This is a genomic window from Celeribacter baekdonensis, assembly GCF_003047105.1.
GTDB classification, from domain to species: Bacteria; Pseudomonadota; Alphaproteobacteria; order Rhodobacterales; family Rhodobacteraceae; genus Celeribacter; species Celeribacter baekdonensis_B.
In genome coordinates this window covers 363,612-388,835 of record NZ_CP028475.1, presented here as the reverse complement: position 1 = coordinate 388,835, position 25,224 = coordinate 363,612, and the positions used below count along the sequence as shown (strand labels likewise).

General features: G+C 59.2%; 23 protein-coding genes. 13 read left to right on the top strand and 10 right to left on the bottom strand.

The genetic code is table 11. From position 1 onward, the window contains the following. Positions 1–285: 285 nt before the first annotated feature. Positions 286–420 carry a hypothetical protein gene (locus DA792_RS23030; RefSeq protein WP_302666610.1) on the top strand — a complete coding sequence of 45 codons (135 nt, stop codon included), beginning with the start codon at positions 286–288 and terminating at the stop codon, positions 418–420. 109 nt (positions 421–529) lie between these two features. Continuing rightward, positions 530–1,420 (top strand): DMT family transporter, encoded by an 891-nt coding sequence (locus tag DA792_RS05295; protein ID WP_107718741.1) that lies wholly within the window; start codon positions 530–532, stop codon positions 1,418–1,420. A 106-nt stretch (positions 1,421–1,526) separates the two neighbouring features. Here DA792_RS05295 and DA792_RS05290 read toward each other — a convergent pair whose 3' ends face one another. Continuing rightward, the gene (locus DA792_RS05290; RefSeq protein ID WP_107718739.1) at positions 1,527–1,853 is read right to left on the bottom strand and encodes a hypothetical protein; all 327 of its coding nucleotides are present in this window, start codon (positions 1,851–1,853) and stop codon (positions 1,527–1,529) included. A 40-nt stretch (positions 1,854–1,893) separates the two neighbouring features. Beyond that, positions 1,894–2,664, bottom strand: a complete 771-nt coding sequence (locus DA792_RS05285; protein WP_107718737.1) for a DUF2189 domain-containing protein — start codon at positions 2,662–2,664, stop codon at positions 1,894–1,896. Positions 2,665–2,817: 153 nt separating this feature from the next. Here DA792_RS05285 and DA792_RS05280 point away from each other — a divergent pair, with 153 nt between their 5' ends. Both DA792_RS05280 and DA792_RS05275 read left to right on the top strand, forming a co-directional pair. Further along, complete coding sequence (locus DA792_RS05280; protein WP_107718735.1) at positions 2,818–3,267, top strand: MerR family transcriptional regulator; 450 nt, start codon at positions 2,818–2,820, stop codon at positions 3,265–3,267. After that, positions 3,179–3,604, top strand: coding sequence for a carboxymuconolactone decarboxylase family protein (locus DA792_RS05275; RefSeq protein ID WP_254679359.1), 426 nt, complete (start codon positions 3,179–3,181; stop codon positions 3,602–3,604). Before DA792_RS05280 ends, DA792_RS05275 begins: the two co-directional genes overlap by 89 nt. On the opposite strand, the gene DA792_RS05270 is transcribed toward DA792_RS05275, so the two are convergent. Beyond that, positions 3,601–5,094 (bottom strand): divergent polysaccharide deacetylase family protein, encoded by a 1,494-nt coding sequence (locus DA792_RS05270; protein ID WP_159075173.1) that lies wholly within the window; start codon positions 5,092–5,094, stop codon positions 3,601–3,603. The genes DA792_RS05275 and DA792_RS05270 overlap by 4 nt on opposite strands. Positions 5,095–5,380: 286 nt before the next feature. Here DA792_RS05270 and DA792_RS05265 point away from each other — a divergent pair, with 286 nt between their 5' ends. Together DA792_RS05265 and trpD are read left to right on the top strand one after the other, a co-directional pair. Continuing rightward, on the top strand, positions 5,381–5,968 hold the full coding sequence (locus tag DA792_RS05265; protein ID WP_107718729.1) for an anthranilate synthase component II: 588 nt from the start codon (positions 5,381–5,383) through the stop codon (positions 5,966–5,968). Then, positions 5,965–6,996 (top strand): anthranilate phosphoribosyltransferase, encoded by a 1,032-nt coding sequence (trpD, locus tag DA792_RS05260; protein ID WP_107718727.1) that lies wholly within the window; start codon positions 5,965–5,967, stop codon positions 6,994–6,996. Before DA792_RS05265 ends, trpD begins: the two co-directional genes overlap by 4 nt. A gap of 123 nt (positions 6,997–7,119) precedes the next feature. On the opposite strand, the gene DA792_RS05255 is transcribed toward trpD, so the two are convergent. The 6 genes from DA792_RS05255 to DA792_RS05230 form a co-directional block, all read right to left on the bottom strand. Continuing rightward, positions 7,120–8,514 carry a TRAP transporter large permease gene (locus DA792_RS05255; protein ID WP_107718725.1) on the bottom strand — a complete coding sequence of 465 codons (1,395 nt, stop codon included), beginning with the start codon at positions 8,512–8,514 and terminating at the stop codon, positions 7,120–7,122. A gap of 5 nt (positions 8,515–8,519) precedes the next feature. Beyond that, positions 8,520–9,221: a TRAP transporter small permease gene (locus tag DA792_RS05250; RefSeq protein ID WP_107718723.1), complete on the bottom strand. Its 702-nt coding sequence runs from the start codon at positions 9,219–9,221 to the stop codon at positions 8,520–8,522. Between the two features lie 106 nt (positions 9,222–9,327). Further along, positions 9,328–10,332, bottom strand: coding sequence for a DctP family TRAP transporter solute-binding subunit (locus DA792_RS05245; protein ID WP_107718721.1), 1,005 nt, complete (start codon positions 10,330–10,332; stop codon positions 9,328–9,330). 318 nt (positions 10,333–10,650) lie between these two features. Continuing rightward, positions 10,651–11,661 (bottom strand): DctP family TRAP transporter solute-binding subunit, encoded by a 1,011-nt coding sequence (locus DA792_RS05240; RefSeq protein ID WP_107718719.1) that lies wholly within the window; start codon positions 11,659–11,661, stop codon positions 10,651–10,653. 113 nt (positions 11,662–11,774) lie between these two features. Next, positions 11,775–13,019, bottom strand: coding sequence for a sigma-54-dependent transcriptional regulator (locus tag DA792_RS05235; RefSeq protein WP_107718717.1), 1,245 nt, complete (start codon positions 13,017–13,019; stop codon positions 11,775–11,777). Further along, entirely contained in the window at positions 13,016–14,872 is a 1,857-nt protein-coding gene (locus DA792_RS05230; protein ID WP_107718715.1) for a sensor histidine kinase, read from the bottom strand. The genes DA792_RS05235 and DA792_RS05230 overlap by 4 nt, the downstream gene beginning before the upstream one ends. 102 nt (positions 14,873–14,974) lie before the next feature. Between DA792_RS05230 and DA792_RS05225 the strand changes: the two genes are divergently transcribed. From DA792_RS05225 to lexA, 5 genes are all read left to right on the top strand, one after another. Further along, entirely contained in the window at positions 14,975–16,159 is a 1,185-nt protein-coding gene (locus DA792_RS05225; RefSeq protein WP_107718713.1) for a cytochrome P450, read from the top strand. 51 nt (positions 16,160–16,210) lie between these two features. Beyond that, on the top strand, positions 16,211–17,017 hold the full coding sequence (gene trpC / locus DA792_RS05220) for an indole-3-glycerol phosphate synthase TrpC (RefSeq protein ID WP_107718711.1): 807 nt from the start codon (positions 16,211–16,213) through the stop codon (positions 17,015–17,017). 11 nt (positions 17,018–17,028) lie between these two features. Further along, positions 17,029–17,508: a cyclic pyranopterin monophosphate synthase MoaC gene (gene moaC / locus DA792_RS05215; protein ID WP_107718709.1), complete on the top strand. Its 480-nt coding sequence runs from the start codon at positions 17,029–17,031 to the stop codon at positions 17,506–17,508. Next, complete coding sequence (locus tag DA792_RS05210) at positions 17,505–18,677, top strand: molybdopterin molybdotransferase MoeA (protein ID WP_107718707.1); 1,173 nt, start codon at positions 17,505–17,507, stop codon at positions 18,675–18,677. Before moaC ends, DA792_RS05210 begins: the two co-directional genes overlap by 4 nt. Positions 18,678–19,088: 411 nt before the next feature. After that, positions 19,089–19,802, top strand: a complete 714-nt coding sequence (gene lexA, locus DA792_RS05205) for a transcriptional repressor LexA (RefSeq protein WP_107722567.1) — start codon at positions 19,089–19,091, stop codon at positions 19,800–19,802. An 87-nt stretch (positions 19,803–19,889) separates the two neighbouring features. On the opposite strand, the gene DA792_RS05200 is transcribed toward lexA, so the two are convergent. After that, positions 19,890–22,049: a ComEC/Rec2 family competence protein gene (locus DA792_RS05200; protein ID WP_107718705.1), complete on the bottom strand. Its 2,160-nt coding sequence runs from the start codon at positions 22,047–22,049 to the stop codon at positions 19,890–19,892. A gap of 91 nt (positions 22,050–22,140) precedes the next feature. On the opposite strand from DA792_RS05200, the gene gltX reads away from it, so the two are divergent. After that, the gene (gene gltX, locus DA792_RS05195; protein ID WP_107718703.1) at positions 22,141–23,580 is read left to right on the top strand and encodes a glutamate--tRNA ligase; all 1,440 of its coding nucleotides are present in this window, start codon (positions 22,141–22,143) and stop codon (positions 23,578–23,580) included. A gap of 326 nt (positions 23,581–23,906) precedes the next feature. Further along, complete coding sequence (gltA, locus tag DA792_RS05190; RefSeq protein ID WP_107718702.1) at positions 23,907–25,205, top strand: citrate synthase; 1,299 nt, start codon at positions 23,907–23,909, stop codon at positions 25,203–25,205. Positions 25,206–25,224: the final 19 nt, after the last annotated feature.

Genomic DNA, 25,224 nt, shown 5'->3' with positions numbered 1-25,224 from the left:
AAAAGGCGGCCTTCGGGTCGCCTTTTTTCATGGGGCCTTTTTTCATGAGGCCTTTTTTCATGCTTGCATCTTGAGCCGATGTGAGTTCGGCGGCACTTGCGCAGATACAAGCGCAGGCGTAGATTATTGCCAGCACGATGGCCCGGAAAGCGGCGTCTGCGACTCACCGAAATCATCGCCCTGACTTGGCCCCGCCTCTTGAGGCCCCTGTCTGGCAACCCTGATTTTCTTGAGGGAGATCCCTTCGGCCTGTCGCCGGAGGGTCATATCACATGGGAGATCATCATGGGAAAAGGCGACAACAAGCGCGGCAATAAAGAGATTAAAAAGCCGAAACAAGAAAAGGCCAAAGTTTTGGCCACAGCCAATTCCGGCGCGGCCAAGCCGGTGTCTTTGGGCGAAAAGAAAAAGGCCAAGTGATCTGAGCGGCCCCCAGAGACACCTCTGGCGCAAAACCGCAAAGCTGTTTTGCTCTTGAGGCCCTCAGGCGTCCCGGTCATGGTGGCGCGCATAGTATAGTGGAGCCACCATGACCCTCGCCCCTGACCTGACCCTTCTCAAAGCCGGAAATCTGCGCGGCGCGCTGTTGATGGTGATGGCGATGGCCGGGTTCTCGATCGAGGATATGGCGCTGAAATCGGTCACCGCGCATTTGCCGGTGGGCGAGGTGTTGATCCTGTTCGGCCTCGGCGGCTTGGCGGTGTTTGCCGTGCTGACCCGTCAGCGCCGCGAGCGGATTTTTCACCCGATCATCTTCACCCGCGTGATGGCCATTCGTGCCCTGTTTGAAATGATGGGCCGGGTGTTTTTCACCCTTTCCCTGGCCCTCACCGCCCTGTCCACCACCTCCGCGATTTTGCAAGCCACGCCTTTGGTCGTGGCCGCCGCCGGGGTCTTGATCTTTCGCGAAAGGGTCTCGCCCCTGCGATGGGCCTTGATCGCACTGGGCTTTGCCGGTGTGTTGATGGTGCTCAGGCCGGGGCTGTCGGGCTTTACCCCGCTGTCGATCCTGGCCGTGCTGGGCATGATCGGCTTTGCCGGACGCGATCTGGCCACCCGCGCCGCCCCGCCAATCCTGTCCTATGCGCAATTGGGCGTGACGGGCTTTGCCGCACTCATCCCCTCGGGCGCGATCCTGTTGCTCTGGCGCGGCGCGTGGGTGATGCCCTCGCTGGTCGATCTGGCGTTTTTGTCGGTGGCGGTGGTCGTCGGTGTCATCGCCTACACCGGCATCACCATGGCGATGCGCATGGGCGAATTGTCAGTGGTCACACCGTTTCGCTATGTGCGGCTGTTGTTCGCGATGATTCTGGGCGCTTTGGTCTTTGGCGAGCGCCCCGATGCGATGGAACTGGCAGGCGGTGCTGTGATTGTCGGCGCTGGTGTGTTGCTGATGCTCAGCTCCCGGCGCAAAGCGTAAAGGCGGGCCGTAGACCGCCCTTTATCCTTCAATTCGCAGCGAGGGATCACGTCCGCACGGGGCGGAACAACGAAGGTCTCGAATGAGCCTGAGGACAGCTGCAAACTCACAATTTGAAACTGTCATAGAAGCCATTCCAACCTTTTGGTTCCTCGTTTTCATGTTGGTAATTTCTCTGAGCTGCACGGTCCAAGGCTTTAAACCAAGTTCGAAAGGCAAACATGTAATCTTCGCCTCCGCCCATCCTCCAGCCCATGCTTGAGCGTGCGTATTCTGGAAATTGCAGCCATGGTGCAACCATCGGATCAGGATAGACTATTTGCGAGCTTGAATAGATCTTTGCACGCAGCAGTTCTTTCAAGTCGCTTGGTAGCTTTCCATCAACACTCTCCCAAGATTTTGTACTGTTCCTGTGCTGTTGATCATCTGCCATTTATAAATCTCTTTCTGCGCCGGCTGGATGCGCCATCGCCTTAAATCAAAGCCCGGCGGTAGAGATGCCATGTTGCATGGCCCATCACCGGCAAAACGATGAACAGGCCCAAAAACAACGGGATCAGCGCCAAAACGGACAGCACCGCGATCACCCCGGCCCAGATCAACATCACCCAGAAATTGTCTTTGACCACGCGAAACGACAACAACATGGCGGTGACGAAATCGACCTCTTTGTCCAACAGATGCGGCAGGGACGTGACCGTCAGCGAGAACAACAGAAAGGCGAACAGGCTGCCCACGCCCAGCTCAACCGCAATCATGGTCAAACCGTTCGGAGTCAAAAACACCTCATAAGAGGAGCTGATATTGGTCATCGCAGAGAGGCCCATGAAGAGGGCAAAAAGCATATGAGCAAAGAACGACCAGAACAGCACATAGATGACGATGATCGCCCCCATCCACGGGATTTGCCGGTCTTTTTCCGCCTTGACCACGCCCAGGATTTGATACCAATCGAGCGCCGCCCCTGCCTCCATTCGACGCGAGACCTCATAGAGGCCGACAGCGGCGAAAGGTGCAAACAACGGGAAGGCCAGTGAAAAGGCAAAGGTCCACGCCACCGTGCCCGCGCCAAAGAGGATAAACCCAAGCCCGATCAGCACATAGACCGCGGAAAAGAAAATTCCAAAGGCGGGCGCACGGCGAAAATCGCGCCAGCCGCCGCGCAGCGCCGCGCGTAAATCCGATATTTTCAAACGCGCCACATCGGGCACCGGGGCCGCAGCCACCGCCTGAATCTGTTCCATAAATTCTCCCTGTCGGCTCTGCGCCGATCTCCTCGCCGCGAGTTCACGACAAAATGTCGCAGCCTGTCAAGCACGCGTGACGTGCAAATCCCCCATTGACTTAGAGTGCGCTCAAAGCCCTAGGGTCGAGGGCGTCGAAGAGAAGAGGGTGACATGAAGATCGGAGATTTGGCGAAACGCACCGGAATCACGGCTCACACCATTCGCTATTACGAACGGATCGGGCTTTTGCCCTATGCCCATCGCGACGGCTCCGGTCGGCGCGATTATGGCGAAGACAGCGTGGTCTGGATCGGGTTTCTGTCGCGGTTGAAAACCACCGGAATGCCAATCCGTGACATGTTGCGCTATGCCAAGCTGCGCGCCCAAGGCGACAGCACGGGCCCGGCGCGCGCGGTGCTTTTGAGTGAACATCGCGACCGGGTGCGTGCGCATCTGGCCGAGCTTCACAGCGCCCTCACCGTCCTCGACACCAAAATCGCCGGTTATGGCGAGACTGAAAGGATGGACCAAAATGACGCAGACCCAAATGACACCGATCACACCAGAGGCAACACCACAGACCCGATTGGAGCGCGGCAAGGCCGCCTTGGCCGTGATTGACGGTGAGGCGGGCGAAAACGTCATCGCTTCGCTGGCCGGAATCGCGCCGGATTTTGCCACCTACCTGTTGGAATTTCCCTTTGGCGATATCTACAGCCGCCCGGGCCTTGGCTTGCGCGACCGCGAAATCGCCACCATCGCCGCCCTGTGCGCCATGGGCACAGCGCAACCACAATTGGAGGTCCATATTGAGGCTGGGCTGAATGTGGGCCTGACACGCGCAGAGATCGCCGAAATCCTGATGCAAATGTCGGTCTACGCCGGTTTCCCCGCCGCCCTCAACGGCTTTGCGGCGGCCAAAGCCGTGTTGGCACGCAAAGACGAAGACGCGGCCTAATGCGTCAGCAAATAGGACAGAGGCACAATCGAGACCGCCGCCGCGCGGTTGCCAAGGGACCATTCGGCCAATGCCTGAAGTGTCTCCGGTTTCGAGCGGCCCAAGAGGACGATTTTCTCGTCGATATTGGCGCGAAAGGCGGCCTGATCTAGGAATCGTTTGATCGCGGCAATGTCTTGGCCGCGACCATCGAAATCGCGAAACACCAGTGCGGCAGGCGCATCGGCCCGCTGGGCTTCTTGCTCCAAGGCATTGAGCCCACGCGGGAAGGTCAATATCCCTCGCCCGCTGTCTTGGGCCGTGGCCACCACTTGGGCGGCGATGGTGCGCGAGCTTTGGAAGGTGCCCGAGGGCACATCCAAAAAGCCAATAGACACGGGCACAAGATCGGCGGCCTGTTGCAGGGTTACGGCCGCGTCTTGCGGCGATGCGCCTTCGGGCAAGGAGATCATCGCCATAACCTCAAGCCCTTTGTCGCGATAGGTTTTGGCCCGGCCCCCGGCCCGCGCCGCCACCGCATCGACGGCAAAGGTGACCGGGAACGGCAGTTTGGACAGGATCGGATCATTGGGGCCAAGCTCGGCAATATCCACCAAAACGATGCTCATCATCGGACCCGCGGGCGTCCCGGCATAATCGGCGGAATAGGCCACAAGGGCAGGAAGATCGTCGGCCAACACCATGGGTGCCGCGTCATCCGGGCTGGACGGCGCCGAAATAGAGGGCAAGCGCGAGGATTTGCGGGCATCTTCACGGTCGGTGAAAGAGCCGACTTTTTCGCCCGGCTGGATCGCACCTTGTGGCTCCATGAGGGGATCGGTCGCATGCGGCATCCCGGTTTCGACCGTGCCGGGCATCGCCTTGGGGGCTGGGCCGGTTAACACTTGCTCTTCGGGTGCGGCTTCGATCAGCGCGGTGTCGATCGAGGTGCTGTCTGGCATTCCGGCCATTTCGGGGGCCATATCCGAGCCCTCAGGCGTCAAAAGCGGTGCGTTTTCTTCGGCCATGGGCAGCGAGTCTGGGGCTTCGGCTTCGGGGGCCAGCCCTTGTGGCGGGGTCAAAACCGGTTCGATTGCGGGCGCTTGTGCCGTCATTTCCATCGTCTCATCGGGCGCGGATTGCGGCCCGGTGGGCGCGCTGATGTCGGGGGCAGCAGCGGCGGCTGTTTCGGTTTCAGGCGGCAGTTCTTGGCCTTCGGGCGCACTCACATCGGGCTGGGTGCCGGACCGGTTTGGATCGGCGGCGGCCACATCCGGGGCAATATCGGGGGCATCCTCGCCCTCAGGTGCGGCGCTCAAGCCAGGGGTGGTCTCTGTTGTGCCCTCGGGGATCACTTGCGTCGCCGCGGGCGCAGGTGCCGGAGCCATTGGGGTCGATACCACAGGGGTCACCTCCAACGTCACAGGTGCGACGACTTCATTTGCGACCGTCAGGATCCCAAATCCAACGACACCGCCCCAAATCAACCCAGTGAAAATTCCCCGCCCCATTGTCTTTGGCGCTCCTTGCCCTGTTGCCGGATGTGGCATGCACATCGGCCCTGTCAAATGCTCAATCGGCCTTGTTATCGTCTAAGGTATCAGGCCGTGTTTCTCCCCTTTTGGTCAAGGCGACCCCCTTGACCCTCTGAGGTCCTTGTGACCATGTATAACCCGGCTTTATCAAAGGATCATCCCCCTTTCACGCCACAATCTCTCCCCGCGCGGCGCTTGGCCGGTGCCTGTGCGGATTTATGTGCGGATTTCACCGCGTCATGACACCCAAAGGACCAAAGCGATGCTGCTTCTGATCGATAATTACGACAGTTTCACCTACAACCTCGTCCATTACATTGGCGAGATGGGGTGGCAAGCCAAAGTGGTGCGCAATGATGCTTTGAACGTGCAAGAGGCGATGGCGTTGCGCCCGTCTGGCATCGTCTTGTCGCCGGGTCCGAAAACCCCGCATGAAGCCGGCATTTGTGTGCCTTTGGTTCATGCCGCCGCCGATGCGGGCATTCCGTTGTTTGGCGTTTGTTTGGGGCATCAATCCATCGGCGAGGCCTTTGGCGGCAACGTTGTGCGCTGTCATGAGATTGTGCATGGCAAAATGGGTGAGATTTATCATCAGGGCAAAGGCGTCTTTGCCGGTCTGCCCTCGCCCTTGCAAGGCACACGCTATCATTCGCTGGTCGTCGATCGCGCCACCCTGCCCGACTGTCTTGAGGTCACGGCGGAATTGGCGGATGGCACAATCATGGGGCTGCGTCACAAAACCCTGCCGATTGAGGGCGTGCAATTTCACCCGGAAAGCATCCGGTCCCAACACGGCCACGAGATGATCGGCACCTTTTTGAGCCAACTCAAAGCGGAGGACGCGGCATGAGCACGCCAGAGAATCCCAATGCGATGAAACCGCTGATTTTTGCCGCCTCAGAGGGGCCGCTCAGTCGTTCGCAAGCTGTCGAAGCCTTTGAAATTCTGTTTGAAGGCCAAGCAACCGATGCGCAGATCGGCGGATTTTTGATGGCGATGCGCGCCCGTGGTGAGGCCGTGTCGGAATATGCCGCAGCCGCCTCGGTGATGCGTTCCAAATGCGTCAGGGTCACGGCCCCCGAGGGCGCGATGGACATCGTTGGCACCGGAGGGGACGGGTTGGGCACGCTCAACATCTCGACCGCCACCGCCTTTGTCGTCGCGGGCGCAGGCGTGCCCGTGGCCAAGCATGGCAATCGCAACCTGTCCTCGAAATCGGGTGCGGCGGATGCGTTGTCGGTCAGTGGCGTCAATGTCATGGTCGGCAAAGACGTGGTCGAAGAGGCACTGCGCGAGATCGGCATCGGCTTTATGATGGCGCCGATGCACCACCCGGCGATGAAATATGTCGGGGCTGTGCGGGTTGAATTGGGCTGTAAAACCATTTTCAACATCTTGGGCCCTCTGACCAACCCGGCAGGCGTGAAACGCCAACTGACCGGCGCGTTTGCCCCCGATCTGATCTTTCCGATGGCCGAAACACTGCAAATGCTTGGCACGGAAAAAGCATGGCTGGTGCATGGCGCGGATGGGATGGATGAAATCTCGATCACCGGGACCACGGCGGTGGCAGCCCTTGAGGGGGACGTGATCAAGTCGATGGAGATTCACCCCGAAGACGCGGGCCTGCCCGTGCATCGGCTGAAAGACATTCTTGGCGGCACCCCGCAGGAAAACAGCGCGGCGATGATTGCGCTGTTGAACGGTGAAGCGGGTGCTTATCGCGATGCTGTGCTGTTCAACGCGGCGGCGGCGCTGGTTGTGGCGGATAAGGCAGCCACCCTGAAAGAGGGTGTCGAGATTGCCAAAGACAGCATCGCCTCTGGCGCGGCCATTGGTCGGCTGACCGCACTGGCGGAACTGACCTCGCGGCACTAAGTCCCCTTTGAGCGGCATAAACACTGAAAAAGGGGCCCCAAGAGGCCCCTTTTTCATGTCTTATCCTCACCTGAAAGCGTCACGCCTTTAACCTGAGACAGAGGAAAGGCGTGACGCTTTAGATCACTTCGTTATAATCTCTGGCCCCATCAACGCATTCGGCAGAACCGTCGAAATCCAGGGCACATAGGTCACGAGGATCAAGAACACAAAGAGGATCGCGAGGAACGGCAAAGCCGCACGGACCACCGCCATCATCGGCATCCCGGCGACCCCGGAGGTGACGAACAGATTCAAACCCACCGGCGGCGTGATCATCCCGATTTCCATGTTCACCACCATGATGATGCCCAAATGGATCGGGTCCACCCCAAGTTCGATCGCAATCGGAAACACCAAGGGCGCAACGATGACAATCAGACCCGACGGTTCCATGAACTGACCGCCAATGAGCAAGATGATGTTGACCATGATCAGAAACATGATCTTGCCAAAGCCCGCCGACAGCATCGCATTGGCGATCTGTTGCGGGATTTGTTCGTCGGTCAGCACATGTTTGAGGATCAGCGCGTTGGCGATGATGAACATCAACATCACGGTCAGCTTGCCCGCATCAAACAGAGTTTGGCGCGTGTCTGCGTGAAACCATGCGGTGATCAAGGCTTGCGGCTTTTGCAACAAGGCCGTGGGCCCTGCCCCGTTCCGTCCCGCCAGCGGCCCCATATCGCGATAGACAAAGGAGGCCACCAGGAAGGCATAGACAGAAGCGACAGCGGCGGCTTCGGTCGGCGTGAAGATCGCGCCGGTGAGGCCCGGAACCCCGTAGATGCCGACCATGATGATGACGATCAACATCAGGCCCCAAAAGGCGTCTTTGAACGAGGCGTAGATTTCCCCCCAACCGGCCCATTCGCCTTTTGGCAATTTTTTGATCCGGGCGATGACGTAGATCGCGATCATCAACATCGTGCCCGCCAAAATGCCCGGAATGACGCCCGCAAGGAACATCCGACCGACCGACACGTCCACAGCGGAGGCATAGACCACCATCACAATGGAGGGCGGGATCAAGATACCCAAAGTGCCCGCGTTACAGATCACACCCGCTGCAAAATCACGCGAATAGCCCATTTTGCGCATCGCCGCGATGACGATGGAACCAATGGCCACCACGGTCGCAGGCGAAGAGCCGGACAGAGCGGCAAAGATCATACAGGCAAACACACCCGCAATCGCCAAGCCGCCATGCATGTGGCCGACGCAGGCGATGGAAAACCGCACAATGCGCGTGGCCACGCCACCCGTGGACATGAAGGAGGAGGCAAGGATGAAAAACGGGATCGCAAGGAGCGTGTAGTGCCCGGCCATCGCTTGGTACAAAGATTGGGCGACGGAGGCCAGGGACGTGTCGGAGAAGACCAACAAAAAGATCATCGAGGACAGGCCCAATGAGACCGCAATCGGCACGCCGATCAGCAACAGCCCGATGATCATGACGAAAAGAAGGATGACATCCATTGGGGTTATTCCTCGTATTCGGGGTGCGCAGGATGGGCTGCAACACGCTCGACTTCTTCTTCGGCTTCGTGGGATACGATCAGGATCGACTGGGTGCCAAGAATGATGCGGATCGTTGCCTGAACCACGCGCAAGAGCAAAAGCGCGGCTGAGAGCGGGATGATGAAATAGGGCACAACGCGGGGCAGCTTATCATAGCTGTCGCCATAGTTGATCGCGCCCTCTAACCAGCGGAAAATGCCCAGCATCGGGATTTGGTCGGTGACATAAAACGCCCGGTCGCGCACACCCGTGGCGATCCCGGTTGGGAACCAGCGGCCTGTGGTGGGCTGAAGCCCGGCGAAGGGCGCCCAGTAATCCCACGCGCCTTTCATCAAAAGCGCGGCATAGGCGACACAGGCCAGCGCCGACAGGATGGCCAAAATCCGGTGCCCACGCGAGGGCAGCATATTGATCACCGCATCCACGCCCAGATGCGAAGTCTTTTTAAACCCGTAAGGGATGCCCAAAAGCACCAGCCAGGCAAACAGGATCAACACCACCTCAAGCCCCCAAATCAGGGAATCATTGAACAGGTAGCGCATCACCACATTCACGAAGGTGACCAGCGTCATTAGCCCCAAAATCAAAGCGATCAGGTTTTCTTCCAAGGCGTCGAAAAACCGCGCGATGGATGTGTCAGGCAGGTTGTCTTGATAATGTGTCATCACTGGCCCCCTCTTTTGGCCCCAGATGCCCGAGCCCGGGCAAAGGATGCAGGAAACGGCCCCGCGACAAATCCGCGGGAACCGTTCGTGTTCAAAGGCTTACGCCTTAGTGTTTGGCATTGATCTCTTGGGCTGCGGCAATGTTGTCTGCGCCAACATCGGCTTCAAACTGCGCCCAAACGGGTTTCATCACATCAACCCACGCCTGACGTTGTTCTGCGGTCAATTCGCGGATCACACCGCCCGCATCCAACACAGCCTGACGGTTGTTGGCGTCCACTTCGGCGATCGCCGCGTTCCGCTCTGCCGTCACTTCGTTCATGATGGTGCTGAGTTGATCGCGGGTGTCGGCATCCAGCCCTTCCCACCAATCGACCGAGGTCACGACCATATAGTCGAGCAAACCGTGGTTGGTTTCGGTGGTGCCGTCCTGAACCTCAAAGAATTTCTGGCCGTAGATGTTGGACCATGTGTTTTCCTGACCATCGACAACCCCGGTTTGCAGCGCGCCGTAGACTTCGGAAAAGGCCATCGGTTGCGGCGAGGCCTTGAGCGCTTCCATCTGCGCGACCAGCACGTCAGAGGGCTGAACCCGGAATTTCAAGCCTGCGGCATCTTCAGGCATCACAAGCGGCTTGTTGGCGGAGAATTGTTTCAACCCATTGTGCCAGAACCCAAGCCCCAAAAGACCACGGCGTACCATGACTTCTTTCATGTTCTCACCAACTTCGGAGTTTTGGAACTCCTCAACCGCATCCATGTTTTTGAACATGAAGGGCAGATCGAAAATGCGGTAAACTTTGGTGAAGGATTCAAATTTCGACAGCGAGGGTGCCGCCATTTGCACGTCGCCCTGAAGCATCGCTTCCAGCACTTGGTCATCGTTATACAGCGTGGAGTTCGGGTAGACCTCGACACAGGCTTTGCCGTCCATCTCGGCATTCACGCGTTCCATAAACAGGTTCGCGGCGATGCCTTTTGGGTGTTTGTCGGTGTTGGTGACGTGGCTGAATTTGATCACCATTTCGCCAGCATCACAGCCCATCGTGTCGGCGAAAGCGCCGGTTGCGGTGAGCGCGAGAGCGGTGGCAGCGGTTGCAAGAAATTTCATGGGTTTCCTCCCTATCATGAAATCGAATGTCAGACGTGGCACATCGGATTTGGACCCATGCACCTCTGAGACAGACCAAACAGGGGCAAGAGATTTGGAACAAGGTTTCGTGACGGCGGCGTGAAAATTTTATAATTTCCCTTTATTTTCAGGAAATTGAAGAGAATTCAAAACGCATATCCGCCATGCACCCAGCGCAACTGTGTGATTTTCCGCACGCCCGATTTTCACAGGCGTGCGGAAATCCGCACATGTTTTGGTCTCACGCTCCGCCTTGGCCAGCGACTCAGTCTGACCAGAGCGGATCACGCACAGGCCTCAATAGCGCGCGTTGATCTCTTGGGCGGCGGCGATGTTGTCGGCACCGACATCGGCTTCGAACATTGACCACACCGGCTTCATCGCCTCAACCCAGGCTTGGCGCTGTTCAGGTGTCAACGTGCGCACGACACCGCCTGCCGCCAAAATCGCCTCTTTGGCCTCCTGATTGACCCGCTCGGACTCGCCGTTGCGCGCCACGGTCACCTCATGAAGGATGGTGGCAAACTGATCGCGCACATCCGCATCGAGGCTTTCCCACCAATCGACCGAGGTCACGACCATATAGTCAAGCAACAGGTGGTTGGTTTCGGTTGCGCCGTCCTGAACCTCAAAGAACTTTTGACCGTAGATGTTGGACCATGTGTTTTGCTGACCATCCACAACGCCGGTTTGCAACGCGCCATAGACCTCAGGAAAGGCCAGCGGTTGCGGGTTTGCATTGAGCGCGCGCATCTGTTCAATGATTACCTCGGCAGGCTGAACCCGCATTTTAAGACCGGCGACGTCTTCTGGCATGACAAGCGGTGTGTTGGCGGTGATTTGCTTCATGCCATTGTGCCAAAATTCAAGCCCCAAAAGCCCGCGCCGCACCATGCCCTCTTTCATGTCCTGCCCGGTGTCTGAGGCCTGAAATGCATCCACGGCCTCCATGTTTTTGAACATGAACGGCAGATCGAAAATGCGGAATTGTTTGGTGAAGGATTCGAATTTCGACAAGGATGGGGCCGCAAGTTGGACGTCGCCCTGCAGCATCGCCTCCAAGACCTGATCGTCGTTATAAAGCGTGGCGTTGGGGTAGACCTCCATACAGGCGGTCCCGTCCATCTCCGCGTTCACCCGGTTCACCAACAGGGTCGCGGCGATGCCTTTCGGGTGTTTGTCTGTGTTCACGATATGGCTGAACTTGATCACCATCTCGCCCGGATCACAGCCTTCGGTTCCAGCGACTGCGCCAGAGACGGACAGCGTCAACATCCCGGCGGCCAAAGCGCAGGTCAAATTTCTCATGGATTTCCCTCCCGTGTTTCGTCCCGTGCTTTCGGTCGGGACACGGGCAAGAAACAAAGGCGGCGGGTTTTATGCAAGGTATCAGATCATGCTTTTGAGGCACATTAACGGCCTCAGCCGCGATACAACTCCGCCCGCACGCCATGGCGCGCGAGCTTGTCGTAAAAGGTTTTTCGTGGCAATTTCAATCCCTTCGCCGCCTCTGTGGCATTGCCACCATGGCGTTGCAACGCGGCGATCAAAAGCGAGCGTTCAACTTGCGCCAGTTGTTCGGCCAGCCCCAATTCATCCTCATGTGCCTCGCCGTCAGAGAGGCCCATGGCAAAACGCATCGCCGCATTCATCAGCGAACGCGCATTACCCGGCCAATCTTGGGCGATCAGATTTGAAATCACCTCGGGCGTGATGTCGGGCACTGGCAGGTCGGATTGTTCACAGGCAATATCCACGTAATGGCGGAACAAGGTCGGGATGTCTTCGCGCCGTTCGCGCAGGGGCGGAATGCGGATCACTGCCGCCTCAAGCCGGTAAAACAGATCCGGCGAAAATGTACCCTCGGTGGTTTCATGGCGCAGATCGGCATAGGTGCCCGCAATCAAACGCGGGCGATCATGGCCCTCCAAGAGCTCCAAAAGCGCGAATTGCGCCGGGCGCGACAGGGCGACGATTTCATCCAAAAACACCGATCCATCTTTGGCGGCCTCAAAGGCGGCGGCGAGGCTTTCGGGAGTTTGCGACACCGCCGGAAATTTCAAAAACGGAGCCATGGACCCGGCCGAGAGCAAATGCACCACCTCGGCCATTTTGGCGGTGCCCACCCCCGGCTCGCCCGTGACCAATACATCAGCGGCAGAGCGGGCCACGGCGCGGGCCTCTTCGCGCATCCGTTTGGAGAACTCAGACGTGCCGCGCAACAACCGGGCGGCGGCGTCGCCTTGGGCCACTTGACGTTTGAGACGACGGTTTTCCAACACCAGCGCGCGGGTTTTCAGCGCCTTTTCCACCACGGCGATCAAGTCTTGCGGGGCACAGGGTTTTTCCAGAAAATCAAAGGCCCCAGACGAGATGCCACGCACCGCCATCGGCACATCGCCCTCGCCCGTCAACAAAATCACCGGCAATTCCGCATCCACCGACTGGGCAAAATCCAACAGTGCAAACCCGTCTTTGCCCGGCATCCGAATGTCGGTGACAATGACGCCTTCAAAGCGCGGCGTGATGTGATCTTTGGCCTCGATATAGCTGCCCGCCAAGGTCGGCACGAGATCGGCCAGTTCCAACGTCTGCCCCAAGGCCTCGCGCACCGAGGCGTCATCATCGACCAATAAAACCCGCTCCACGCGCCCTGCCCGGTTCATTCATCCGCCTCCTGTGCCAGTGTCAAACGTTCCGGCAAACGTTCTGGCAAACGCCCCGTCAAGCGGGCCGGGATCAATTCGATGGTAAAGATCGCGCCGATCGGCGTTTGGCCCTGTTCGGCCCGGTTGGCACCGCGAATGCGCCCGCCGAAAGATTGGATCAAGCCATAAGAAATCGACAGGCCCAATCCCATGCCCTCAGACGCCCCAACCTCTTTGGTGGTGTAGAACGGATCAAATATTTTGTCTGGCTCAGCAATCCCCGGCCCCGTGTCTGCCACGGTCAGACGGGTGGGCGTCACGCCCTCTTGGCCCGCAACAATGCGAATTTCGATCCGCTTTTCCGTCTCGGTGCTGTCAGACATCGCGTCCACCGCATTGGACAACAGGTTCATCACCACCTGTTGCAACCGTACCTCGCCACCGCGGACCCAGACCGGGTCCCCCGGCGTCCAGTCCAAGGTGACCCCCGCCCGCGAGACTTTGCCCATCGTCATTTCCAACGCCGCCTCGACCACCGCAGTCAGTTCAACATTGGTGATGGTTTCGGATTCTTGCCGGGCAAAGGCGCGCAGGTTTTTGATGATCCGGCCCATGCGGCGCGCGAGTTCGGAAATCCGGCCCAGATTTTCCCCCGCCTTGGCCGCATTGTCGCGCGCCAAAAACGCCTGAGCATTCTCAGCAAAAGATCGGATCGCCATCAGCGGCTGGTTCAACTCATGGCTGATCCCCGCCGACATTTCTCCCAGTGCCGACAATTTCCCGGCCTGGACCAAATCGGCTTGGGCGCGTTTGAGGCGCGCTTCGGCCTCAAGCCGCTCTGTGACCTCACGGGTCAGGTCGCGGTTGGCAATTTCCAAGGCTTGGGTGCGGGTCGCCACGCGGGCTTCCAGCCGCATGTTGGCCTCGGCCAGGGTGCGCCTGCGCTCGCGCGCGAAAAACAAAAACGTCGCAAAGACCAGCGCCAACGCCGCCGCCATCCCGGCCTGCAAACTTGCGAGCGCGATCACCGGGTGCAAGTCCATCAGCAGTTCAGCCTCCAAGCCGATGACCGGCAAGGGCCGGGTGAGATGCAGCGCGGGCGAGGGAATATAGGGGCCGGCCTCATGCAGCCAAAGATCATGGCCCGAGACCTGATGGCGCGCGGTCACCGGCATCGGCCCGGCCAAACCTCCGCGCAGCACCAATTCGGAGCGGTTGGACACGAACACCACGCCATAGTCATCGGTGAAATAAATTGCTGAGGGTTCCGTCGGCCAGCCCCATTCCAACAGGCCAATGTTGACATTGACGATCACGGCGGCGCGGGCCGGGCCGCCCGGATCAAACACCGGGGCGGCAAACACATAGCGGCGCTGCTGCTCTGTATCGACGAAATGCGCCACGCCCAAAGCCCCGACCATGGCACGATTAAAGGCGGCTTGGGCACCTTTGGGCAGGGCCTGTTCGCCCGCTGCGGCCAAAACAGTCCCATCACGCGCCACCAACATCAGCGAATGCGCCCCGGTTTTGTCGGCTAGGTTTTGCAACACATCGGTGGCGTTCTGAATTCCCTCCGCCGTTTGACCGGAGTTGAGCGCACGCGCCAAAACGGTCGGGTGATCGGACAAGAACACCGCCAATTCCCGGTAGCGTTGCAGACCCGTGGTCAACCGATCCGAGGCCAAGGCCAAATCCGACGCGCCCCGCTCAGAGGCTTGATCCAATTCGGCGCGAAAACTCAGGCCAAAGACCAAAAGGCCAAAGGTCGCAACCGCCACAAGCATCCCCACGGCCCAGAACAGGCGGGGATGGCCCGAAGGCGTGACGGTGGGCGCAGCGGTGTCTGGCGCGAGGGTGTGCTCTGTGGTCATCTGAACCAAGAGTAGAAAACCTGTCTTGCAAAGGAAAGCAGTTCCCGACAAGTTCGCGCGATGAAAACGCGCCATTAAAAACAGACCGTGAAAATAGAGACGATGAAAAAACTCCGCTGCGCCCCCACTGATCCCATTTTTGTCCAAAACCCCTATCCGTTTTACGATGATCTACGTGAAGCGGGGCGGATGGTCTGGTGGGAAGACTTGGGCCTGCCAGTGATTGCGGGCTATGACGGTGTCTCGATGGCGCTGCGTGACGCGCGGTTTGGCCGCGAGGCTCCGATTGGGTTTGAGCCCGACATCCCGGCCCATCTGCGCCCGTTTTATGACATCGACGATCATTCGATGTTGGAACTTGAGGGCGACCGGCACAAGCGGTTGCGCGGGTTGGTGCTGCGGGCGTTTACGTCGCGGCGGATCAAAGACCTGGTCCCCGATCTGGAAGAGATCACTCATGATTTGATTGATCACTTCCCACAAGAAGTCGATTTTGACCTGTTGCCCGCCTTTTGCAAAATGGTGCCAGTGCGGATCATTTGCCGGCTTTTGGGCGTGCCCGAAGCGATGAGCGAGCAGCTTTTGACCTGGTCCAACGCGATGGTCGCGGTCTATACGCCGGGGCGCACAATTGAAATCGAAACGGCGGCCGCAACCGCCGCCACAGAGTTTGCCACCTTTATGCGCGGCTATATTGACCAGCGCCGATCCAGCCCCGCCGACGATCTGATCACCAGTCTGATTGCCGCCGAGGAAGAGGGCGAAAAGCTGTCGACCGATGAGTTGATCACCACCTGCATCCTGTTGCTCAATGCGGGCCATGAGGCGACGGTGCACAGCCTTGGCATCGCGGTGAAAACGCTTTTGGAACAAGAAACCCCACGCGAAATGATCATGGACGCGCGCATTGAGGGCGTGATCGAAGAGGTGATCCGCTTTGATCCTCCGCTGCATCTGTTTCAACGCTGGGTCTATGAAGACACCACGTTTTTGGGCCAAGATTTGAAACGCGGCGACAAGATCGGACTTTTGCTCGGCGCGGCGGGTCGTGATGATGATGCGTGGGACGATCCGAATGTGTTTGATCCGACCCGCCCGGTGAAACAAAACATGGCCTTTGGCGCGGGCCTCCACTTTTGCGTCGGCGCCCCCTTGGCGCGGCTTGAACTGCGGGTGGCCCTGCCAATCTTGTTTGCCCGTTGCCCCAACCTGCGCCTGACGGAGACGCCGCGCTATGCCCAGACTTGGCATTTTCATGGGCTCGAACGGCTCATGGTGCGACCCTGACGACGCGTTTGACATCTTTCCTTTGATCCCAACCCAAGGTATTTCAGCCCCATGGCAACCGTACTCGATAAAATCAAAGCCTATAAACTCGAAGAGGTGGCCGCGGCAAAGATCGCCGTGCCGCTCTCAGAGGTGGAGGCGACAGCCAAGGTCCAAAGCCCCGTGCGCGGCTTTGCCAAGGCGCTGCAACAGGCCGCGACAACCGGCTATGGGTTGATTGCGGAGGTCAAAAAGGCCTCCCCCTCCAAGGGCCTCATTCGGCCGGATTTCGATCCGCCCCGCATTGCGCGCGCCTATGAGGCGGGTGGCGCGACCTGCCTGTCAGTGCTGACCGACACGCCGTCTTTCCAAGGCGCGCCGGAATTTTTGGTGCAAGCGCGCGCGGCGGTCTCCCTGCCCGTCTTGCGCAAAGATTTCATGTATGACCCGTATCAGATCACCGAGGCCCGCGCGTGGGGCGCTGATGCGATCCTGATCATCATGGCCTCCGTGTCGGATGCCCAAGCGGTCGAGTTGGAAGATGCGGCCTTTGGCTGGGGCATGGATGTGTTGGTCGAGGTGCATGACGCCGAGGAATTGGAGCGCGCTCAGGTGTTGAAATCGCCGCTTTTGGGCATCAACAACCGCAATCTCAAGACCTTTGAGACCACGCTGGACACCACACGTGTCCTTTCCAAACGCGCTCCTCCCGAACGCATTTTGGTCTGCGAAAGCGGGTTGTTCACCCCCGAAGATTTGGCCGACATGGCGGGATATGGCGCGCGCACGTTCCTCATCGGTGAAAGCCTGATGCGGCAAGACGATGTCGAGGCCGCGACCCGCGCGCTTTTGGCCAATCCAGTCCCAAACACGCTGTAACGGAGGCTCCCATGGCCGATCTCACCCATTTCGACGACGGCGGCAACGCCCATATGGTCGATGTGTCCGGCAAGGCGGTGACGGATCGCTTGGCCGTTGCGGAATCCTCAATCACGATGACGCCAGAGACTTTGGCCTTGGTCACTCAGGGCACGGCGAAAAAGGGCGATGTGTTGGGTGTGGCGCGGCTGGCGGGCATTATGGGGGCGAAAAAAACCTCTGATCTGATCCCTTTGTGCCATCCTTTGCCGATCACCAAAGTGACCTTGGATTTGGACCCCGACGAGACCCTCCCCGGCGTGCGCATCCGTGCCACGGTGAAAACATCGAGTCAAACCGGCGTGGAAATGGAAGCGCTCACCGCCGCCTCTATCGCCGCCCTGACCATCTATGACATGCTCAAAGCCGCCGAGAAAGGCATGGCAATCGGCCCCACCCGCTTGCTGCGCAAAGAGGGCGGAAAATCCGGGGTGTATGAGGCGGATCAATGATTTCGGTCGCCGAGGCGCTCGACAAAGTCTTTGCCCTGTGCCGCCCGCTTGCGCTGGAAACCGTGCCACTGCGCCACGCTCATGGCCGGGTCTTGGCCGAAGATGCCGTGGCCAAACGCGATCAGCCGCCTTTTGCCTCTTCGGCGATGGATGGCTACGGGGTGTTGGATCTTGATGTGCCCGTGGGCGCGCAATTCACCGTTGTCGGCGAGGCCGCCGCAGGTCACGGGTTTGACGGCGCACTGCTCAAAGGCTGCGCTGTGCGCATTTTCACCGGCGCGCCTGTGCCGATGGGCGTCACCCGCGTGATCATCCAAGAGGACGTGACGCGCGACGGCGATGTCATCACCGTGACCGAGACCTTATCCGAGAACACCAACATCCGCCCCCTCGGCGGGGATTTTCGCGTCGGTGACCGGGTCACGGCCCCGCGTCGCCTGAGCGCACAGGATGTGGCACTTTTGGCCGCGATGAACATTCCCGAGGTCCGCGTCAGCCGCGCGCCTATCGTGGCCCTGATCGCCACAGGCGACGAATTGGTCATGCCGGGCGAGACACCGGGACCGTCGCAAATCATCGCCTCCAATTCTTTCGGCTTGGCCGCGATGATCGAAGAGGCGGGCGGCATTGCACGGATGTTGCCCATCGCACCTGACAATGAAACCGCGCTCCGTGCCACTTTTGAGTTGGCGCAGGGTGCGGATGTGATCGTCACCATCGGCGGGGCGTCGGTGGGCGATCATGATTTGGTCGGTAAAGTCGCCGCGGACATGGGGCTGGATCGGGCGTTTTACAAAGTCGCCATGCGGCCCGGAAAACCTTTGATGGCGGGGCAGTTACAGGGGGCCGTGATGATTGGTCTGCCCGGCAATCCGGTCTCCTCACTGGTCACCGCCAAACTGTTTCTGATCCCGGCTCTGCACGCCCTTCAAGGCCTGCCCGCCGCCCCGGCTCCGCGCCATAAAGCCCCACTTTTACAGGGTATTTCCGCCAACGGCCCGCGCGCCCATTATATGCGCGCCCGGCTTGAGACCGGCGGCGTTCGCCCCTTTGAGCGCCAAGACAGTTCGTTGATGTCGATCCTGTCCTCGGCCAATGTGCTTTTGGTCCGTCCGCCGCTTGACCCGGCACGCATGGCGGGCGAGATCGTCGACTATATTGCGCTGTGAAGGGCGCACCTTGTGCATGCCGCATGTCACTGTGACGCCTTTTCATAAAATTTTCCTGATCCACCGCGCGTTTTAACCCTGAATTAACCAAGCTCCCCTCTTCTACGATCAACAGGCCCAAAAGCCTCACGATCCAAAAGGAGAGGGACATTGACACATTTCGGGAACAGCGATAGAACATTGTCAGAACATAGTGCAAAACCCATCTGGGGGCTTGCGGACAATGGCGGACCTGTCGCTTTTGGCCAAAAGGGTCAGATTGGGCGTGATGACCGATCAAAGATGCGGATTTCGGGTGCCATAGCGCCTGTGCCGGTGCATTGGGTCAAAACGCTTTCGGGGGATGCCGTGCCACACGGCCCGATCCAGTCGGGACCAAACGATCCCGAACCGGGGAAGAGGACCGAGCAGATGCTGACACGCAAACAACTTCAGCTGTTGGAATTTATCAACACACGGATGCACAAGGACGGTGTGCCGCCCTCCTTTGACGAAATGAAAGAGGCGCTGGATCTGCGCTCGAAATCGGGCATTCACCGCCTGATCACCGCCTTGGAAGAGCGTGGATTTATCCGCCGCCTCGCCCACCGCGCCCGCGCCATTGAGATCGTGAAACTGCCCGAATCCATGGGCGGGCCATCAACGGCGCCGACCTCCGCCGGGTTTGCCCCGCGGGTGATTGATGGCGACCGTCCCAACACCCTGCCACCGAGCCATGCCATGGATGTGGAGGTCGTCACCGCGATCAACTTGCCGATCATGGGCAAAATCGCCGCTGGCGTGCCGATTGAAGCGGTCTCTGACGGGGCGGTGAACGTGGCCGTTCCCGGGTCCATGTTGTCGGGGCGCGGCAATCACTACGCGCTTGAAGTCAAAGGCGAATCCATGATTGAGGCGGGGATCAACCACGGTGACATTGTGGTCATCCGCGAAACATCAAGTGCCACCAATGGCGATATTGTGGTGGCGATGGTCGAAGGCTATGAAACCACGCTGAAACGCTACAAACGTCAAGGCGACATGGTGGCGTTGGAGGCGGCAAACCCGGCCTTTGAAACCCGCGTCCTGCCCGCCCATCAGGTCGAAGTACAGGGCAAACTTGTGGGTCTGATCCGCAGCTACTGACCCCACCTTTTCGTAGCTTTGAAACCGCCGCCAAAGTTGCTTTTGGCGGCGGTTTTTTGTGATGTTGTTTCCGTCCTGTTTGTCGTTTCAGTCGTGTTTATTGCCCCTCGCCAAACGCACCACATCGGGGGCAAAGCGCGTTCCCAAAACCATGGGCGGCAATGCATCGCGGGCCGAACGCGCCTCGCGCGGATGCGCGCCACGCAAAGCGGGCGTGTTCCAAAGCCGTACGCCAGAGGCGGCATAGGCCGTGCGCATCTCCACCGCATCCCCCAGAGGCGAGAGCGCCACAGCGCCGCTTTGACGAAGGAAGCCGACATCCACCAAAAGACACCCCTCGGGCATAGGCCCGTCCCAAACCTGGTTGATCACCACAAAATCATGACTGGCACAGGCCCTGCGCGTGGCGTCTTGCCACCCCCGTCCGCTGACATGGGCGATGCTCAGGCCAGGCAGGTCCAAAACCGGCATGTCCCGCGCCGCGGCTGTGAGTTGATCGGCAAAATCGCCGTCATTCTCCAACCAAACAGAGGCGACAAAGCCCGCGCCTTTCGGTTTATTCAGCACCCGCCCCTCAGCCCCCATCCGGCCAATCAGACTGCCATCCTCGGAGATCAAAAGCGCCGGGCGGTCTGCCATAGACCAGAGTAGAAACCCGGCCATGACAGGCAAGACCCCCAAAATCTGGCCGCGTCCGCGCCAGAGGATGACGAAAATCCCGCCAAGAGCGATGAGCGGCAAGGTCTCGGGCGGCGGGGCGGCAAGGCGACTGACTGCCCCGTCCCAGCCCGACACCGTATGAGCCACGGCCAAAATCCAACGGATGCCACCGCCCATGATCGCAAGCGCGAGGCCCTGAAGCCCGAACGGCGTCAGCAATAGCGCAAGGATGGCGGCGGGCATGATCACCGCACCCATCATCGGCACGGAAATCACATTGGCCAAAAGCCCGAAATCCGCGATGCGGTTGAAATGCGCGGCGGCGACGGGGGCGGTGGCGATGCCCGCGACGGCAGATGAGAGCACCACCGTGGCCATCCCGCGCAACCAATTGGGCCAGCCCGACATCAACCGCAATCGACGCACGATGGTGAACACGGCCACAAGGGCGGTTGTGGCGGCGAAGGACATTTGAAATCCGGGTTCAGGCAGGACTTCGGGACGCAGCACGAGGATGATCAGCGCGGCGATGGCAACCGCGCGCAAAGAGATGGCTTGGCGATCCAGAAGCACGGCGACGAGCATGACCGAGACCATGACAAAGGCGCGTTCGGTGGCGACATTAAAGCCGGAGAGCGCGAGGTAAAACAGGCCTGCGGCCAATGCGCCCCAAGCGGCGATTTTTTTGAGCGGCCATGCCAGCGCGGCGCCGGGCACCATGGCAAGACACAAACGCAGGGCAAAGAACACAGACCCGGTCAAAAGCCCCATATGCAGGCCGGAAATCGCCAGAAGATGCGAAAGATTGGCGCCGCGCAAGGCTTCGGCGGTGTCCAAGGTGATGCCGGAGCGGTCGCCGGTGAGGATGGCGGCGGCAAACGCGCCGGGTTGGCCGGGGATTTGGGATTGGAGTGCAAAGGACAAGGTTTGTCGCAGGCGATGGACCCACAGCGTGAGCGAGCGATCGGTGTCAGCGATGCGCAGGCTGGGCACGCGCGTGTAACCGACCGCCCCCAATTTGTCGAACCAAGCCATACGTTGAAACTCAAACGCGCCGGGTTCCGAGGGGCCGGAGGGCGGCGACAAATGGGCGGTGAGCGCAAGGCGCATGCCGGGTTCGGGAGTGACGAAACCTTGGTCGCCATACAGCGAAATACGCACCTTATGCGGCGTACGGTCCGGGGCAAAATTTCGCAACGTGACCTGATCCAAGGTCAGGCGCAGGGCATCGGAGGCAGAGCGGTCAATGTGGACCACCCGCCCCTCGACCGGGCCGTAATAGCGAAAGCTCAGCACTGGTTCAGACACCATATGGGTGCGCAGGCCAGTGGCGAGAAAGCCCAACGCGATGGTGAGCACCGCGATCAACACAGGGGCGGCGCGCGGCGGGGTTTTGATCAGGGTCAAAAGGCCCAGGATGACCCCGGCAAGGATCATGCGCAGCAGCGCGACGGAGGGTTCCAGAGGCTGGGCGAAAAACACACCAATACCGATGCCGAAACACACCGGCAGCCACAGGAAAAGCCGCCCGCGTTGCGCATCGACGATATCGAGAGGGGCCTGTGCAATGAGCGTGAAGAGGCGCACCCTTGTTTCCCTATCCCCGTTCCCTTATTCCGTGCTCAACACCTGTCTGCCATCATGGCGCAATCTTGGTTACCAAAGGGTTAATTCTCGCATGTCCGCCACCTCTTCCGTATCTGCCAAAATCTCTCCTGTCGTCACCCGCATCGCCCCCTCGCCCACCGGCGACATGCACATTGGCACCGCCCGCACTGCGCTGTTCAACTGGCTGTTTGCGCGCGGCCATGGCGGCACGTTTTTGATGCGGATCGAGGACACAGATCGAGCGCGATCCACGCCTGAGGCAACCCAGGGCATTTTGGATGGGATGGCGTGGCTTGGCTTGGACTATGATGGCGAAGCGGTGAGCCAGTTTGAACAGGCGCCGCGCCACGCCGAGGTGGCGCATCAGATGTTGGCGGCAGGCACCGCCTATAAATGTTTCGCCACGCAAGAGGAGATCGAAGCCTTTCGCGAGGCGGCACGGGCGACGGGCACATCCACGCTCTACCGCAGCCCGTGGCGCGACGCGGACCCAAGAACCTACCCTGATGCGCCCTATGTGATCCGCATGAAAGCGCCGCGCGAGGGCGTCACCGTGGTGAAAGATGCAGTGCAAGGTGACGTGACGTTCAAGAACGAGTTGCTCGATGACATGATCGTGTTACGTTCGGATGGGACACCAACCTATATGTTGGCCGTGGTCGTCGATGATCACGACATGGGGGTGACCCATGTGATCCGTGGAGATGACCACCTGAGCAACGCTGCACGCCAGATGACGATCTATACAGCAATGGGCTGGCCCCTGCCGGTCTATGCCCATATCCCTTTGATTTTTGGGCCAGATGGCAAGAAAATGTCGAAACGCCACGGCGCGACCGGGGTCAAGGAATATCAGGCCATGGGTTACCCCGCCGCCGGGATGCGCAACTATTTGGCGCGGCTGGGATGGAGCCATGGCGACGACGAGTTTTTCACCGATGCGCAGGCGCAAGAGTGGTTTGAACTCGATGGAATCAATAAGGCTCCGGCGCGATTTGATACCAAAAAACTTGAAAATATCTGTGGTCAGCATCTTGCGGTGATGGAAGATGCCGAAATCTTGGGCGAAATCACCGGCTATCTTGTCGCTGCGGGTGAGACAAAATTGACGGATGCGCAGGAAACGCGGCTTTTGGCGTCTTTGCCATTTCTCAAAGGGACGGCCAAGACCTATCCACAACTTATTGAAAAGGCACGGTTTGCTTTGGTGGATCGTCCGGTTTCGATGGATGAAAAGGCGCAAAAACTGGTGGGTTCTGTATCCAACGGTATACTGAGAGAATTGACGCCGCACCTGCAAAGTGTTAGCTGGGAGCGCGACGCATTGGAGGAGGCTGTCGGCCGGGTGATGGAGGCGCAAGAGATCGGGTTTGGCAAAGTGGCCGGGCCTTTGAGATCCGCCCTCGCTGGCCGTGCCGCAACCCCAAGCGTGCTTGATATGATGGTGGTTTTGGGCCGTGACGAAAGCCTCGCCCGGATCGAAGATTTTATTGCAACTGCGCCTGCATAAGAGATGGGCATGGTTGGTTTGGCCGAAAGACTGCCTGATCTGAGTGCGCTTTTGGCATGTGGTGACCGAAAGTATTTGTGACGGTCACAAGAGATTTCACGCCAAAGCCGACCGGGCTTTGGCTGCCCCAGGGCGAGGCAGTGCGTCTGTGTTGAACGGATGTGACGAACACCTCCCCCGCGGGATCGGAATTGGGACCTGATATGAGGTTCCCGCGCGAAGACGGTGCCCGAGAGATGTCTCGGGCGCTCGCCTGATCACCAACGGCCCTATTGTCGTCTGCACCCCAGACCATAAGGGCACCGTTGCCAACCGAAGGAACGACCATGGCAGACACTCAAAAGACCGCGACCCTGACGCTTGACGGCAAGACTTTCGATCTTCCGATTTATTCGCCCACCGTGGGGCCTGACGTGATCGACATCCGAAAACTCTACGGCCAGGCCGGTGTTTTCACGTACGATCCGGGCTTTACCTCCACCGCCGCCTGCGACAGCGCCATCACCTTTATTGACGGCGACGAAGGCGTTCTTTTGCACCGCGGTTACACCATCGGTGAGCTGGCCGAAAAATCGCATTTCCTCGAAGTGTGCTACCTGTTGCTTTACGGGGCCCTGCCGACCGCGAAAGAGATGGAAGACTTCGAAGCGCTGGTGACCCGCCACACCATGGTGCATGAGCAGATGCACAAATTCTTTACCGGCTTCCGTCGTGACGCGCATCCGATGGCCATTATGGTCGGTGTTGTTGGCGCCATGTCGGCGTTCTACCACGACTCGATCGACATTGCCGATGCGCATCAGCGCGAAGTGGCGACCATCCGTTTGTTGGCGAAAATGCCGACCATTGCGGCGATGGCCTATAAATACACAATCGGTCAGCCGATGGTCTACCCGCGTAACGATTTGGATTACGCCTCCAACTTCTTGAACATGTGTTTCTCGGTGCCTGCCGAAGAATATGTGGTGAACCCGATTCTGGCCCGCGCCATGGACCGGATCTTTACGCTGCACGCCGACCACGAACAAAACGCCTCGACCTCGACCGTGCGCTTGGCCTCCTCTTCGGGTGCCAACCCGTTCGCCTGTATCGCCGCGGGCATCGCCTGTCTTTGGGGGCCGGCGCATGGTGGTGCGAACCAAGCCTGTCTTGAAATGCTGCGCGAAATTGGCTCCGTGGACCGTATCCCGGAATACATCGCCCGCGCCAAGGACAAGAATGATCCGTTCCGCCTGATGGGCTTTGGTCACCGCGTTTACAAAAACTTCGATCCGCGCGCGACCGTGATGAAACAGTCCGCCGACGAGGTTTTGGAACTCTTGGGTGTTGAAAACAACCCGACACTTCAGGTGGCAAAAGAGCTTGAGAAACAAGCACTTGCCGATCCGTATTTCCATGACAAAAAACTGTTCCCGAATGTCGATTTCTACTCCGGCATCATCTTGGAGGCCATGGGCTTCCCGACCGCGATGTTCACCCCGATCTTCGCGCTGTCGCGCACCGTCGGTTGGATTTCGCAGTGGAAAGAGATGATCGAAGATCCGGCAATGAAAATCGGTCGTCCGCGTCAGCTTTACACCGGCGCAACCGAGCGCCCCTATGTGAACGTCGAAGACCGCGGCTAAGCACGCGTCATCACGCAAC